Here is a 14,554-nt window from a genome sequence, read left to right as displayed (position 1 = left end):
AGGCCGCCAGAATTCAGGGGCCAGCCATGGGAATACCAGGCGCGACGCGGGATTACTACCGCCATCGTAGTCCACTCAGGCGTGCTGTCACTGGTGAGGCGTCAGCAACGCGACCGTCTCCAAGTGGTGCGTGTGCGGATACAGGTCAAAGCCGCGAAGCCCGGCCAAGGACCACCCCGCCTGCTGGAAGTACCCCACATCGCGTGCAAATGATGCCGGATCACAGGAAATGTAGGCCACCGCCCGGGGCCCCGCAGCTATCAGCTGGCTGACCACGGCCTTGCCGGCCCCCGCCCGGGGCGGATCCAGCACAATGGCGTCGAAATTCCGCTGTTTCTGGCGGAGAATGCGCTCCACCCGTCCCTGCACAATTTCCACCTGCGGCGCTTCGTGCAGGTTTTTGCGGGCGTCCCGACTGGTTCCCGGAGCACCCTCCACGGAGAGCACAGACCCGGTCTGGCCCACCGCGTCCGCCAGCGGTGCCGTGAACAGCCCGGCTCCCGCGTACAGGTCGGCCACCACGGAGCCCGGCGCGAGGAAGCCGCCGTTCTGGAGGAATTCTGTGACGGCACCCACAAGTGTCCCGGGCGCGTCGCGGTGGATCTGCCAGAAACCAGCACCGGTCACCCGGTAGTCGTGGCCGGCCGCTGACTCCTGGACCCATGTGCGGCCCCGCAATTGCCGGACTTCTTCGGTGAGGGGGTCGAAGGCGGCCACAGAGACATGGTCCGGAAGCTGGGACGCCACGGCATTGAGCCGCTTGGGGCTGGTGCCGGGAGCGGGGGCGAGCAGCACCAGGGGGCGCGAGCCGTTTGACGGCGCGGCCACCTCAACGCGCTCGATGCCTTGGAAATCCAGGTCCCACAAGCGCAGCTGGTTGATACCGGCGGCTGCCAGGGGCATCTCCCGGACAGGAATGATGTGGTCCGAACGGTGGGCGTGCATGCCCAGTTTCCCAGCGGTGGTGACCGAAAAACTGACGCGGGTCCGCCACCCCAGGCCGGTGCCGGCGTCGTACGTTGCGTCCGTCCCTGACCCTGCCTCCGCGCCCGCACCGCTCCCCTCAACGGCCTCCACCAGGTTTCCGGCGTCCTGGCCATCGGGCAAACGTTCGACGCCGGCGAGCCGCTTAAGCTGTTCGGCCAGGACCGCCGATTTAAGTCCGCGCTGGCGGGCCAGCGCGATATGGCCGAATTCGGCGCCGCCCACCGGCGGGTGCCCGTGCTGCCAGGAACGGAGGGCGTCCGCCGCGTGCCAGAAGTGGCCTACGCGGTCCGGGGAAGCGGCCAGCACCTCCACCACATCGGCGCGCCAGAATTTTGCTGACTCCCCCGCCTCGGTCAGGCGGGCACGTATCTTTTCGCCGGGAATGCCGTGCCGGACAAAGATCACCCTGCCCTCGTGGCGGGCCACGCAGTGGCCGCCGTGGGCCACCGGGCCAACGTCGAGCACCAGCTCGACGGCCTCTTGTGCGGGAGCGGCAGTGGAAGGGGACTGGGACTGGGTGCTCATTGGGTATCCTGCAGGTTCTTTGCTTCTTCGGATGATTTAAGCTGCCACGGGACGCTGGCCACCATCACGCCAGGTTCGAAGTGCAGCCGGGTCTTGATGCGCAGTGCAGTCTGGTTGTGAACCAGCTGTTCCCACCACTTCCCCACCACGTATTCCGGTATGTAGACCACAATCAGGTCGCGGGGGGAATCGCGCCGCATGTTCTTCACGTATTCCATGATGGGCGTGATGGTTTCCCGGTAGGGACTGGCGAGTACAGTCAGCGGCACGGGGATTTCCAGCTTCTCCCAATCCGCCACCGTGTGCGCGGTTTCCTCGGCGTTGATGTCCACAGTGATGGCGTCCAGCCGTGACGGCCGCGACGCCCGTGCGTAGGCCAAGGCACGCAGCACAGGTTTGCGCACATGCGAGACGAGCAGGACGGCGTGCACGCGAGAGGGCAGGGCGCGAGGGGAGGAATCCTCATCCACCGCCAACTCCTTGGCAACGTTATCGTAGTGCGCCCGGATGCTCCACATAATCAGGAACAGGATGAACATGGCCAGCAGCGCGATCCAGGCGCCCTGTTCGAACTTGGTGATCAGGACGATCACCAGCACCAAGGCCGTCATGCCGAAGCCGATGCTGTTGATGGTGCGGGACTTCATCATCCGGCGCCGGATGGTCTTGTCCTTGGCGAGCTTAAGATGCCTCCCCCAGTGCCTGATCATGCCCAGCTGGCTCGCGGTGAATGAAATAAAGACACCCACGATATAAAGCTGGATCAGCTTGGTGACATCGGCGTTGAAGGAAATGATCAGCACCAGAGCTCCGGCAGCCAGGGCCAGGACACCGTTGCTGAACGCCAGGCGGTCTCCCCTGGTCCGCAACTGACGGGGAAGGTAGCCGTCCTGGGCGAGGATGGAGCCCAGGACCGGAAAGCCGTTAAAAGCGGTGTTCGAGGCGAACACCAGGATCACGCCGGTAGCCGCCACCACGATGTAGAAGGCGATGGACCCGGGCCCGAAGATGGTCTGGGCGATCTGGCTGATGGCCGGATTCTGGACGTAGTCTTCGGGCAGCGGCTGCCCGTCCAGGAGGAACTCCCGCGCCGGATCGAGCACGATGTGGACCTTCGTGGCGTTGGCCAGGAACATGATGCCGGCCAGCATCGCTGCACCGATGGTGCCGAGCAGCAGCAGGGTGGTGGCCGCGTTTTTGCTCTTGGGAACCTTGAAGTTGGGCACCCCGTTGCTGATGGCTTCGACACCGGTCAGGGCAGCAGCGCCGGAGGAGAACGCCCGCAGCAACAGGAAGGCGCCGGCAAGTCCTACCAACCCTTCGTCGAAACCGGGAGCCGGCACAATCTCGAAGGCCGCCGAGGGCGCCTCACCCAACTGGCCGGTGGCGACCTGGAAGATGCCCACCACAGTCATGCCCAGGATCGAGGCCATAAAAATATAGGTGGGGACGGCGAAAACGCTCCCTGCTTCCTTGATTCCGCGCAGGTTGACCAGCGCGAGGATAACGACGCCGATCGTGGCGATGAGCGCCTGTTGTCCGTGCAGGGAGGGCACTGCCGTGGTGAGGTAGGCGGCCGCCGAAGACATCGAGACCGCAACTGTCAGGACGTAGTCCACCAGGAGCGCCGATGCCACCGTCAGCCCGGCAAACCTGCCCATGTTTTCGTTGGCGATCTCATAATCCCCGCCGCCGGAGGGGTACGCGTGCACGTTCTGCCGGTAGGACGCGACGACGGTCAGCAGGACCACCATAACTGCCAGCCCCACCCACGGCGAAAAGGCCACGGCACTGACTCCGGCCAATGCCAGTGTCAGGAGGATTTCGTCGGGAGCATACGCCACGGACGACAAGGCGTCGGAGGCGAAAATCGGGAGTGCAATGCGTTTGGGCAGCAAGGTGTGGGCGAGCCTGTCATTCCTGAAGGGCCTGCCCACCAGCACCCGTTTCACGGCATTGAGTATTGTCAGCACTCCACAAAGCTAGTCTTATTCCCTGCCCATGTCATGACGGCGCCCGGGCGGCCTCTGCACGCGCGGTGCCGGTAGAGTTCTAGCAGCAGCAACAAGCTACGGAAGTTAAGGAGATACGGTGGCGCATTTCGTGATTATGGGATGTGGCCGGGTAGGGGCTACTCTCGCGCACACGCTGGAGGACGCCGGTCATTCCGTCGCCATCATTGACCAGGACGACCGCGCATTCCGCCGGCTTCGGCAGGGCTTCACCGGACGCAAAGTCACCGGGGTGGGCTTTGACCGGGACACCCTGCAGCAGGCCGGAGTGGCCGACGCCTACGCGTTCGCCGCCGTATCGAGCGGCGACAACTCCAACATCCTGGCCACCCGCGTCGCACGCGAGACCTTCCATGTCCCCCACGTCGTGGCCAGGATCTACGACCCCGGCCGGGCCGAAATCTACCAGCGGCTCGGGATCCCCACAGTTGCGGCCGTCCGCTGGAGCGCGGACCAGGTGTTGCGCCGCATTCTTCCGGAGCAGCACCTCGCAGGGGACTTCCGCGAACCCTCCGGCCGGCTGGTGCTCGCGGAAGTGGATCTCGACGCCGGGTGGATCGGCCATCGGATCAGTGAGATCGAAAAAGCCGCCGACGTCCGGGTGGCATACCTGACCCGGTTCGGCGAGGGCACACTGCCCGAATCCGGCACCTTGTACCAGGACGGCGATACCGTGCACGCCATGCTGCCGGTGGACCGCAGTTCCCAGGTCGCCCAGATCCTGGCCAAAGCACCCGCTAAGGAGTTGTAGTGAAAGTTGTTATCGTCGGCGCGGGCAGCGTTGGATCATCGATCGCCAGGGAACTGCTGGCGCACAAACACGACATCCTGCTGATCGACCTCAAGCCTGAGGTCATTGGACGCAGCGGGCTGCGCGGCGCGCACTGGCTCGTGGGCGACGCCTGCGAGCTCAGCACCCTGCAGGGCGCAAAGTTGGTGGACGCCGACGTCGTGGTTTCAGCCACCGGGGATGACAAGGTGAACCTGGTGGTCTCACTCCTGGCCAAGACTGAATTCGGCGTGGGCCGCACGGTGGGCCGGGTCAACAACCCCAAGAACGACTGGATGTTCAACGATTCCTGGGGCGTGGACGTAGCCGTCAACACCCCCCAGCTGATGACCGCGCTGGTCGAAGAGGCAGTGGAAATCGGTGACCTGGTCAGGCTGCTGACGCTTCAGACTGGTGTTTCCGCGCTGGTGGAGTTCACGGTGCCGCACGATTCCCATGTCATTGGCCTGACGGTGGGCGACATCCGGTGGCCCGAGGACTCCACGCTGGTGGCTATCCTCCGGGACCATGCGCCCATCACGCCGAGCCGCGACGACGTGATCGACGGCGGCGACGAACTGTTTTTTGTCACCACCATCGCCGCCGAGGATGAGCTGCGGGCACTGTTGTCCCCGGAATCAGCCCAGGCTGCGGATGATGCCCGGGAGCCGGAAGGCGCCCAGGCCGCCGAGGTTCAGGCCCCGGAGGACGACGGCTTCGGCGGCTGATAATCGGCGCCGGCCGGCGCCGGCCGGGTGACCAGCCACGCAATCCAGACGCCGAGGATGTACAGCGGCGCCGCCATGATCAGCCGTGTGGTGGCGAGGGCGGCCAGGCCGTCCTCCCCCATCAGGTACAGGGGAACCTGGACCACCAGCCGAAGCACCAGGACCGCCACGATGATCCACGTGCCCAGGCGGTAGGCCTTGAGCCTGACGGGGTTCTTGCGCCAGTCAAGGCCTTCGTTGCGGATGAAGCCGAACAGCAGGCCGGCCACTGGCCACTTGATCGCGATGGAAATGACCATGGCCAGAATGTAGGCGGCGTTGGTGAAAAAGCCGGGCAGATAAAAGTCCTCCACCTTTCCGGTGGTGTTGGCGAACCAGGCCGAAATGCCTACTCCCACAATGCCGGCCAGCGCCTGGGTCAGCGGGCGGCGCTGGACAAGACGCAGCACGGAAAAGACTGCGGCCGAAACCAGCGCAGCCACCAGCGCCGGTGTCAGGTCACGGGTGATGGTGAACGCCACCAGGAACACCAGGCCCGGCACGATGCTCTCCGCTATGCCCTGGACTCCACCGGCGGTCTTGAGGACATCGATGCGGCCGTCGTGGGTGCGGTGGAGGCCTGCTTTAGCGGCGTAGTCCGCCGCGAGGCCCGCCATGGGGGACGGATCTGTTCCGGACGCCTCATCGCGTGACTGTTCTGTCCCGTACGGTTTGGGGCGGGACGGTTCCATGCCGGACGCCTCGGGGCGGGGTGGCTGGGTGCGGGACGGCTCAGGAGGGAAGGGGCCTGGTCCGGAGGGCGGCTCGGGCAACTGGGACGGGGTCATTCGTGCTCCTGGGAGGAAAGTATTTCGTAGCGCGGATTGAAGATGGTGGGCAGTCCGTGGCTTTGCGTCACCATGCCCTCGACGCGGACTTCCGTCCCGGCGTCGATACCCTGCACCCGGCGCCGTCCCAGCCAGACCACGCGCAGGCGCCCGCCACTGCCATGTACCGGCCCGGAGCCGGAACTCGGAACGTCAGCGTCCGTGAGAGTGGCTGTGAACGCCGGGCTCTGGTCTGCGGGCATGTAGGTTACCGATTCAATGTACCCGTGGCACACCACACGGCCCTTTTCCGGGAGCCGGCTGACAGGCATCCCGGCACCCGACGGGGACGGGTCCAGTGAACCTTGGCGGGAATCAGCCAATCTGCGTAACTTCCGGGCCGCGCTCGGGCTCCTTGACCTCGGGGCCGCCAGGCGGCGGATTGACGCTGGCATCCTTGGGCAGGCGCAATTGCAGCAGGTCGCGCGGCGGCATGGGGCTGTCGCCGCGGATTACCACAATCCGGCGGAACAGGGCCTCCAGCGGAGCGGCGGCCTCACGCTCCATCGCGGCTTCCCCGCCCAGGACGCCGCGCAGGAACCACCGCGGTCCGTCGACGCCGATGAAGCGGGCTACCCGGTAGCCCTGGCTCCCGTCCGGGGCACCGGCGGGCAGCTTCGCCACCAGCTCGGTTCCGAAGGCACCCTGGACCTCTTCGACCTGGCCGCCCTGGCTTCCCACGGACTGCCCGATCTGCTCGCGGATCTCTTCCCAGAGACCCTCAGTCTTGGGGGCAGCAAAAGCCTGCAGCTGCAGGCTGGAGCCGTTGAGGTCCATGGTCACAGCCACCACGCGCTGGGTGGCTTCCTCAACCTCAAGCCGGAGCTGGAGCCCCTCGCTCGGCGCGATCAGAAGCGCACCGAGATCCACGTAGCCGTCGCGGCTGGCGACCTCGGAAACATCAAAGGGGCCATTAACCCGTGGACCGGTGTCCGCCGAACTGTTCCCGGCAGAATCCTCTGATCCCGCTGAGGCGGGGGATTCATCCGGTTCGGCGGCCTGTTCTTTCTTGGATTTCCGGCCGAGCCCAAAAACCATGGGGTTGTCTCCTTAGTTGTGAAAGTGCCCGGCCGGCCTTTGGGGCCTGCCGCAAATATTCGCTGCCGCCGCCAGCCAGCTCCAGGGTGCCACAGTGTGGCGGGTGTCAGGCGTTTTGCGGGGTGAATCCGCCGGTGGATCCGAATCCGCCGGCTCCCCGCACCGATTCACTCAATTCGTTGACCGGGACAAACTGGGCGTACTCCACGCGCTGGATCACCATCTGTGCAATTCTATCGCCGCGCCGCAGCTGGATGGCTTCCCGGGAATCAGTATTCAACAAGGTGACCGAAATTTCCCCGCGGTAGCCGGCATCCACGGTGCCCGGTGCGTTGACGATGGTCAGCCCGAGCTTCGTGGCAAGCCCTGAACGGGGATGGATCAGGGCAACAAAGCCCTCCGGAAGGGCGATGGCGACACCCGTGGGCACCAGCTTCCGCTCCCCCGGCTGCAACACCACATCATCCCTGGCACGGAGGTCCGCACCCGCATCACCGGGGTGGGCGTAGGACGGAGCCTCCAGCCCGGCGTCGAGCATTTTCAGCTGGACTTGCAGGGTCGGGGCACCGGCGGCCACGGCAGCTTCCGGCGCAGAGCCTCCCGGCGCACTGTCAGGAACGGTCTTAAGAGTGGCAAGTTCGTCAGTCACAATCACTCACTCTAACGCCCAGCCGCACTTCCCTCCTAGATGCGCTGACGGCCAACTGGCCCAAGGCCTGGCTGAAAAGGCCCGGACGAGGACGCCAAGGTGAATTACCGGGCCAAAGATGAAAAGCTGATGGCATGCCCGAATCCAGTTCCGCTGCCCACGTCCCCAATACCCACTCTGCAGGCACCCCGGCGGTCTACCGGGAGAAGCTGTGGCCCAATATCTGGATCTGGATCATCGCGGCGGGCGTCTCCGGCGCCGGCATCCTCGTCTTCGCCCCGATCAGCTTGGGGGCGGGTTACACGGCCGCAGGGGTGCTCTTCGCGATTATCGCTGTCCTGCTGGTGATTTCCACCCCCACCATCCTGGTCACGGACGACGCCCTCACCGTTGGCCGGGCCACCATCGAACGCCGTTTCATCGGCGCTGCAGGAGCCTTTCGGGGCAAGGAAGCCACCGCCGAGCGGGGCACCAGGCTCAATGGTCTCGCCTACCTGTGCATCCGGGGCTGGATCGACCCGGTGGTGCGGATCGAAATCACCGACCCGTCAGACCGGACGCCCTACTGGCTGACCTCGTCCCGGCGGCCCGAGGAACTCACCGCCGCCCTGTCAGGGAAATAGCTCCCGCCGGAGAGGTCGGCCGCGGGAAGCCCGGAGCCTGCCACGCACCGCAGGTTGCTGCCCCGGCGCACGAAAGTCGCGGAATATTGCGGCGCGCCCTTGCTCCTCACCCAAAACTGCGCCCTTGAGTGGCAGAGTTTCGATTGATAGTAATGCCAGGGTGGAGGATTTGTATGCAGGATCTACGGCTTGTAGGCGTACACGACGACGGAGAGCATCTCCTGTTGAGCGGTGCCGGCGGCGAGATGTTCCAGCTGCCGATCGATGAAGCACTGCGGGCGGCCAGCCGGTCTTCGGCGAAAGCAGCATCGGCGGCTGCGCCCATTGCCATGTCCCCGCGGGACATCCAGGCGAGGATCCGCAGCGGCGCCACCGCAGCGGACGTGGCGGAGCTCTCCGGGCTGCCCCTTGCCAAAGTGGAACGCTATGAGGGCCCTGTCCTCGCCGAGCGGGAATATGTGGCCCAACAGGCGCGCAAGATTGAGGTGGCTTCGCCCTCCCCCGGCCATGACGCCTACCGCTCCGTATTTGGTGAGAATCCTGCCACCCTCCACGACATGGTCAACCACCGGCTATCAGCCCACGGGATTGAACCGTCCTCGGTGGAATGGGATTCGTGGCGGCGCCAGGACGGCAATTGGACGGTGGCGGCCCGGTTCAACGCCAAAACGGCTGGCACGGCCGGCATCGGCGAGGAGCCCCCGGCGCTGTGGACCTTCAGCCCCGCCCGCAGGTCATTGCAGAACGCCAACCGCTGGGCCCAGCAACTCAGCGAGCTGGAGCCCCTGGACGGCCCTGTTCCGGCCCGCCGGCTGACGGCGGTCTCGGACCGGCCTTTCGACTTTGAAACCGATGCCGAAGCGGCCGCCCGCAACGCAACGGGCCCGCAGCCCATTCTCCAGGCCAAGGAATCCGACGGACTGCTTGATATGCTCCGTTCCCGCCGCGGCCAGCGCCTGGGCGTGGACGAGGACGCTGACGATGCTTTGGCGCTGCTGCTGACCCACGGCGTCCCGGCAGCGCATCCCCGTCCGTCGGAGGTAGTGCCTGAGCCGGAGCATGGAGCCGGCGAAGACACGGAAGAGGACAACCGGGAACCGGCTGGCATCGAAAGCACCGGTCCAGACAACACGGCGCCGGCTGGCCAGCCGGAGGCCCTGACTCGCAGGCGTGACGGCCGGCCGTCCATGCTCGCCCGCCTGAGTCTCATTCCGCCGCACCGCAACGATGATGATCAGGACAACCTGAAACTGCACGACGGCGTCAGCACCGAAACCAGGGAAATCACCATTGTGGCGTCCCCCCCTTGCCCGGCAGGGCCCGCGGTACCGGCCGAAGGACCTACGCAACCCGGACACGCTGCCCCGAGCGTGGGGCTGGACGAGCTGCTGGGCGGCGGAAGCCCCCGCCGGGCAGCCTACGCTGCCAGTCCCGACGAAGCCGGGTCCGGCCAGCACCATAACAACGGTGCAGAACTGCCTGAGCGGCAGCCGGCTAAGCCCAAGCGCTCAACCGTCCCCAGCTGGGATGAAATCGTCTTCGGCACCAAGCGGGAATGACGCGTCAGCGTCCACGGACCTTGCCTTCAGCCTTAAAGCACAGGAGCGGAACTTCGCGTTCGGCTTTGGTCAGCGAACCGTGCTGGCCCACCACCTCCATCGCGGCCGGCCGCACGCGTCGCGTGTCGTAAAACGCCAAAGCGTCCCGCGCGGCAACCAGTACGTCCCCGATGCGGGGCCCGACGGCGGGACGCAGCGTCCCGAACAGGCCGCCTGCTATGGCGTCGTCCCGGGTGAAAGCCCAGATCCTGTCGCCGAAACGGGCTCGCCAGGCGTGCAGCAGGCGCTCCCGGCCATGGACGTCGGCGGGGTCTTCAAGGTAGAGGTGCACCATCCGCGGCTCCCCCGCGGTATGTCGCACACCATCGATAAGTGCCGGGTCCGCTGTGTAGTCGATCCGCTGCTGTTCCGGCACGTCCAGCATGCCGTGGTCCGCGGTGAGTAGGACGGTGGTCCCGGCGGGAAGGGACGCATTGAGCCTTTTGACCGTGGCGTCGAGCTCTTCGAGCTGGTGTTCCCATTGTTCAGACTGGCAACCGTGGCGGTGGCCGGCCTTATCCAGTTCGTTGACGTAGAAGTACATCAGCGTGGGGCCGGCAGCGGCCATGGCGTCGGCGGCGGCAGCGGTGCGGGCATGGGACGTGACGGCGGAGACGAAATTCCCGCCCCGGAGGGCTGCCTGGGTCATGGGCGAGTTCCCGAACTGCGGCAGGCTGACGGTGGTCACGCTGACAGACTCAGCGGCCCGCTCGAACACGGTGGGGAACGGCTGCCAGGCGAGAGGGTCAACCTTGGGATCCCAGTTGCCCAGCATGTTGACCACCTTGTCCTGCTCCGGATCAAGCACGTCGTAGCCCACCATGCCGTGCTGGCCGGGCGGGAGCCCGGTGCCGAAGCTGGCCAGCGCCGCGGCGGTGGTCGACGGGAAGGTGGAGTCCAGCCAGACCGGTACCTCGCCCTGCCCGGCCTGCAGCACGGAGCGCAGGAACGGCGTGTGGGCGGACTTCTGCTTCAGCAGATTCCGGCCGAGGCCGTCCGCCAGGACCACGCAGACGCGCGATGCCGGCGGCAGGCCCAGGGTGTTGGTGAAGCCTTCCACGCCAAGGCTTGCCGCTGCGCTGGTGAGGACCTCAGCGACGGAGCGCTGGCCAAAAGCGGGAGCGGGCGGCACGTTTGGCCGGGTCATCCCTTCGGACGGAGCTGCCGGGACGGTTGTTTTCCCTTGGGCCGGCATCTCAGCGCTGGTGCCCGCGGCTGAGCCTGTTGGCGAACACGCCCGTCCGGGGCCGTGGCTGGAGCGTCTGGGCGGCGTAGGGCACAGGCGCCGCTGAGCCGGTGTTGACGGCCCGCAGGGCGCGGGCGAAGAGTTTTGCGTCCTGCACGGCCTGGGAGCCGTCCGCTTCGGCGCTGATCCGCAGGACAATGTCCTCCTGGGCAATGGTGCCGCTGTAGCCGTGGTCGGCCTCGCACTGCGGATCGCCGCAACTTGCGGGTCCCATGTCCAGCCGCTGGCCCCCGGACCAGGCGATGGCGAGGGTGACCTCCCGGACCGGATCCGAGGGCTTGTAGTTCTGCGGCTGGGAATACATGTAACTGAGGACCACGGAGCGGATCTGCGCCACAGGCACTGATTCGGTGGAAATCTGCGCGACGATTTGTTCGCCGGCATCATCAAGCTGCTGGTCATCCACGTGCGTGATCACCAGCATGTCGGAGGTGAGGACCAGAACGGTGATGTGGCGGCGGACCTCGGCCCGGTCAAAGTGGGTTTCCAGGTGCACCAGGTGGGCCACGCATTCGCGGCCGTCCAGGGCGTCGTCTACAACGTCGGCCACCAGGGGCGGGTAGAAGCCGGCCTTCTGGAGCGCGCCGTCCAAGCTCTGGGCCTGCGGCGTGTGGCTGTGTGAGCTGTGAGGTCGGGTTGCCTGGTTGTCATTGCCGGGCGTGGATGGCGTCGACTGGGAAGGCTGTGAGCTCATTCCCCCATTTTCACAGATCGGCCGGGGACATGCTAACCGCGCTCAGCCCAGCATGGCCCGGCGGGCGCTATCCGTGCGCCGGGCGGCGTTGCCGATCCGGATGTCTGCCGCGAGGATGGACGCGCCGCGGGTGCCGCACAGGACGGGGTTGAATTCGACCAAGGCAATTTCCGGATGGTTGTCCTTCATCCAGGCCAGCCTGGCGGCGAGATCTTCCAGGGCGTCCACATCGACGGCCGGAAGGCCCTGGTAGCCGAAGAGTTTGCGGGCGGCCCGCGGTGCACGGATGAAGTCCTTGACGTCCGCGGCGGACAGCGGCGGCACGCGGTGTGCCCAGTCGTCCAGCAGGTTGACGGCGTCCCCGGCCAGCCCGAAGGAGATTACCGGCCCCAACAAAGGATCCTCAATGGCGCGGAACGTACAGGCCTGCCCCACAGGTGCCATGGACTGCACCTCCAGGGACGACGAACCGTAGGGGGACAGCGAGCGCCGCATTTGCACGATGTTCCGGCGCAGTGAGTCTGTATCCTCGATGTCCAGGCGCACTCCGCCCAGATCCAGCCGGTGACGAAGGGCCGGGTCGGTGGTTTTCAGGGCAACGGGCCAGCCAAGCCCCGCCGCGGCATCAACCGCTTCATCCGCCGACTCAAAACCTGCGGACGGCAGCACCGCAATCCCATAGTGCGCCAGGAGCGACGCCGTGGACAACGGATCCAGGGCTTTCAGCTCGGCTCCGTGGACGTCGTGGAGCAGGCGGTCCAGGAGGACCTGCGCACTGTCCGGGTCGCAGCCGGCGGGCTCCACGAAGTGGCCCGCCTCCCGGGCGAGCCACTCCGAATAGCGCACCACGGCGGCGAGCGCCGCCACTGCTGCGCCCGCGTTGGCGAAGCAGGGGACGGCCTGCCCCGCGGCCCCCACCATGCCTTCCACGTAGACGGAGGGGTCGAGGATTCCGGTGAACGCGGCCACCACTGGCTTGCCGGCCGCGGCCGAGCATTCGGCCAGGACCTCGCCGATCCGGTCCACGGTCAGGCCCCGGACGGGCAGCAGCGCGGCCACCACGGCGTGGACAGCGTCCGAGGCGAGAGTGTGTTGGAGGCTGCGTCGGAGGGCCGGCAGTGCGAGGGACATCCCGGCCTCGAGATCCACGTCGGTGACGATGCCGTCCACCGCCAGGCCGTGCGCCTCAGCACTGTCCGCCACAACTTTGCCCAACGCCTGGGAGTTACTGAGGATGGCCAGCCCGGGCCCGGCGGGCAGCGGTTGGCCGGAGACAATCTGGGCGACGTCCATTAGTTGTTCGATGGTCTGGACCCGGATCACGCCGGCCTGGCGCATCATCGCATCCAGTGCCCCGGCGGGCGCCTGTGTGGTCCGGACGGCGTGGCCTGGCGGCAGCCGAAGGCCCATGGTCTCGGACTTCGCCACCACCACCGGTTTGGTACGGGCGAGCCGCCGCGCGATCCGGGAAAATTTGCGGGGGTTGCCGATGGACTCCAGGTAGAGCCCCACTGCCGTGGTGTCGGCATCGTCCTCCCAGAACTGCATCATGTCGTTGCCGGAGATGTCGGCCCTGTTGCCGGCTGACAGGAAGGTGGAGAGTCCCAGCCGCCGCCGGCTGGACGCCGCGTACAGGGAGACTCCGATGGCCGCCGACTGGCTGAACAGTCCCAGCCCGCCACGGAGCGGCATGGCCGGGGCCATCGACGCGTTGAGCAGAACATCCGGGTGGGTGTTCACAATCCCCAGCGATGCCGGTCCGATCACCCGCATTCCGCTGGCCCGAGCCTTCCGCACGAGGTCCCGCTGGCGGGCCAGGCCGCGTTCGCCGTCGTCCGCGAATCCCGAGGACGCAATCACCAGCCCCTTGACCCCTGCGTCGGCGCACTGGTCCACCACGCCCGGTACTTCCTCGTAGGGAACAGCGATCACGGCAAGCTGAACCGGGTCCGGAACTTCGGCAAGGCGGCCGAACGACATCATGCCGGCGAGTTCCAGCGCCTCAGGATTGATGGCGTACACCGGCCCGGCAAAGCCGCCTTCAATGACGTGCTCCAGCAGTTGGTGGCCCACAGTCCCCCATTTGCGGCTGGCACCGATGACCGCAATGGACGACGGCGTCAGCAGGTCCCGGACGCTCCTCGCCTCGGCGCGGTGCTCGCGTGACTCCATCACGGCCCGTGATTTTTCCGTGGGACCGATGTTGAATTCCAGGCTGACAACGCCGTCGTCGAAATGGCGTTTGACGTCGTAGCCGGCGTCGGCGAAAACCATCAGCATTTTCCGGTTTTCGGGCAGCACTTCCGCCGTGAACCGGCGGATTCCGTTTTCGTGGGCGGCCGCGGCCAAGTGTTCCAGCAGGATGGAGCCGATCCCCCTGCCCTGATGGGCGTCGGCAATGTTGAAGGCGACTTCGGCCTCGGTGCGTTCATCGAGCCTGTCGTAGCGGCCGATCCCCAGGATTTCGCCGCCGAAGGTAATCACCAGCGCCACGCGGTCCGCGTAGTCCACTTCCGTAAAGCGCTTGAGCTCCTTGCTGGACAGCCGGGCTTTAAAGGAGAAGAAGCGCATGTAGATTGAGTTCTGCGACTGTCCGACGTGGAATGCCTGGACGGCGTCCGCATCACTGGGGTGAATGGGCCTCAGGTGCGAGGTGCCTCCGTCCCGGAGCACGACATCGGCTTCCCAATGTTCCGGATATTCGCCGTCCCCGGGCTGATCCACCATAGGCTTAGCCTAACCACAAAGCGACGCCGCAGGCCGTCTGCCCAAAAAATCCTGCGCCAAACCAGAGCACCGCCAGTTACCCAGAAGGATCC

The 14,554-nt window shown here is 66.2% G+C and carries 13 protein-coding genes; 4 read left to right on the top strand and 9 right to left on the bottom strand.

The genetic code is table 11. The features are described from left to right. Positions 1–87: 87 nt before the first annotated feature. Both ABIB45_RS14990 and ABIB45_RS14985 read right to left on the bottom strand, forming a co-directional pair. A complete protein-coding gene (locus ABIB45_RS14990) occupies positions 88–1,512 on the bottom strand; it encodes a class I SAM-dependent RNA methyltransferase (RefSeq protein WP_354216652.1) in 1,425 nt (474 codons plus the stop codon). Then, positions 1,509–3,485, bottom strand: a complete 1,977-nt coding sequence (locus tag ABIB45_RS14985; protein ID WP_354216651.1) for an APC family permease — start codon at positions 3,483–3,485, stop codon at positions 1,509–1,511. Before ABIB45_RS14985 ends, ABIB45_RS14990 begins: the two co-directional genes overlap by 4 nt. Before the next feature lie 118 nt (positions 3,486–3,603). Here ABIB45_RS14985 and ABIB45_RS14980 point away from each other — a divergent pair, with 118 nt between their 5' ends. Together ABIB45_RS14980 and ABIB45_RS14975 are read left to right on the top strand one after the other, a co-directional pair. Beyond that, positions 3,604–4,275, top strand: coding sequence for a potassium channel family protein (locus ABIB45_RS14980; protein ID WP_354216650.1), 672 nt, complete (start codon positions 3,604–3,606; stop codon positions 4,273–4,275). Further along, positions 4,275–5,021: a potassium channel family protein gene (locus ABIB45_RS14975; protein ID WP_354216649.1), complete on the top strand. Its 747-nt coding sequence runs from the start codon at positions 4,275–4,277 to the stop codon at positions 5,019–5,021. Before ABIB45_RS14980 ends, ABIB45_RS14975 begins: the two co-directional genes overlap by 1 nt. On the opposite strand, the gene ABIB45_RS14970 is transcribed toward ABIB45_RS14975, so the two are convergent. The 4 genes from ABIB45_RS14970 to dut all read right to left on the bottom strand — a co-directional run bounded on the left by ABIB45_RS14970 (position 4,988) and on the right by dut (position 7,574). Beyond that, positions 4,988–5,848: a DUF3159 domain-containing protein gene (locus ABIB45_RS14970; protein WP_354216648.1), complete on the bottom strand. Its 861-nt coding sequence runs from the start codon at positions 5,846–5,848 to the stop codon at positions 4,988–4,990. The two genes, ABIB45_RS14975 and ABIB45_RS14970, sit on opposite strands and share 34 nt — an antisense overlap. Beyond that, positions 5,845–6,210, bottom strand: coding sequence for a single stranded DNA-binding domain-containing protein (locus ABIB45_RS14965; protein ID WP_354216647.1), 366 nt, complete (start codon positions 6,208–6,210; stop codon positions 5,845–5,847). The genes ABIB45_RS14970 and ABIB45_RS14965 overlap by 4 nt, the downstream gene beginning before the upstream one ends. Next, positions 6,203–6,925 (bottom strand): DUF3710 domain-containing protein, encoded by a 723-nt coding sequence (locus tag ABIB45_RS14960; protein ID WP_354216646.1) that lies wholly within the window; start codon positions 6,923–6,925, stop codon positions 6,203–6,205. Before ABIB45_RS14960 ends, ABIB45_RS14965 begins: the two co-directional genes overlap by 8 nt. Before the next feature lie 106 nt (positions 6,926–7,031). Beyond that, positions 7,032–7,574 (bottom strand): dUTP diphosphatase, encoded by a 543-nt coding sequence (gene dut, locus ABIB45_RS14955; RefSeq protein ID WP_354216645.1) that lies wholly within the window; start codon positions 7,572–7,574, stop codon positions 7,032–7,034. Between the two features lie 134 nt (positions 7,575–7,708). On the opposite strand from dut, the gene ABIB45_RS14950 reads away from it, so the two are divergent. Further along, positions 7,709–8,197: a DUF3093 domain-containing protein gene (locus ABIB45_RS14950; protein WP_354216644.1), complete on the top strand. Its 489-nt coding sequence runs from the start codon at positions 7,709–7,711 to the stop codon at positions 8,195–8,197. Between the two features lie 173 nt (positions 8,198–8,370). After that, positions 8,371–9,756: a septation protein SepH gene (gene sepH / locus ABIB45_RS14945; RefSeq protein WP_354216643.1), complete on the top strand. Its 1,386-nt coding sequence runs from the start codon at positions 8,371–8,373 to the stop codon at positions 9,754–9,756. Positions 9,757–9,760: 4 nt separating this feature from the next. Here sepH and ABIB45_RS14940 read toward each other — a convergent pair whose 3' ends face one another. From ABIB45_RS14940 to ABIB45_RS14930, 3 genes are read right to left on the bottom strand one after another with little or no spacing between them, the layout of a single operon-like run. Beyond that, positions 9,761–10,942, bottom strand: coding sequence for an alkaline phosphatase family protein (locus tag ABIB45_RS14940; RefSeq protein ID WP_354216642.1), 1,182 nt, complete (start codon positions 10,940–10,942; stop codon positions 9,761–9,763). 49 nt (positions 10,943–10,991) lie between these two features. Next, positions 10,992–11,735 (bottom strand): DUF5998 family protein, encoded by a 744-nt coding sequence (locus tag ABIB45_RS14935; RefSeq protein ID WP_354216641.1) that lies wholly within the window; start codon positions 11,733–11,735, stop codon positions 10,992–10,994. Positions 11,736–11,777: 42 nt separating this feature from the next. Continuing rightward, on the bottom strand, positions 11,778–14,462 hold the full coding sequence (locus tag ABIB45_RS14930; RefSeq protein ID WP_354216640.1) for a bifunctional acetate--CoA ligase family protein/GNAT family N-acetyltransferase: 2,685 nt from the start codon (positions 14,460–14,462) through the stop codon (positions 11,778–11,780). Positions 14,463–14,554 lie beyond the last annotated feature (92 nt).

The sequence above is a fragment of the Arthrobacter sp. UYCo732 genome, assembly GCF_040547265.1.
In the GTDB taxonomy this organism is placed as follows: domain Bacteria; phylum Actinomycetota; class Actinomycetes; order Actinomycetales; family Micrococcaceae; genus Arthrobacter.
This window is presented reverse-complemented; position numbering and strand designations above follow the sequence as displayed.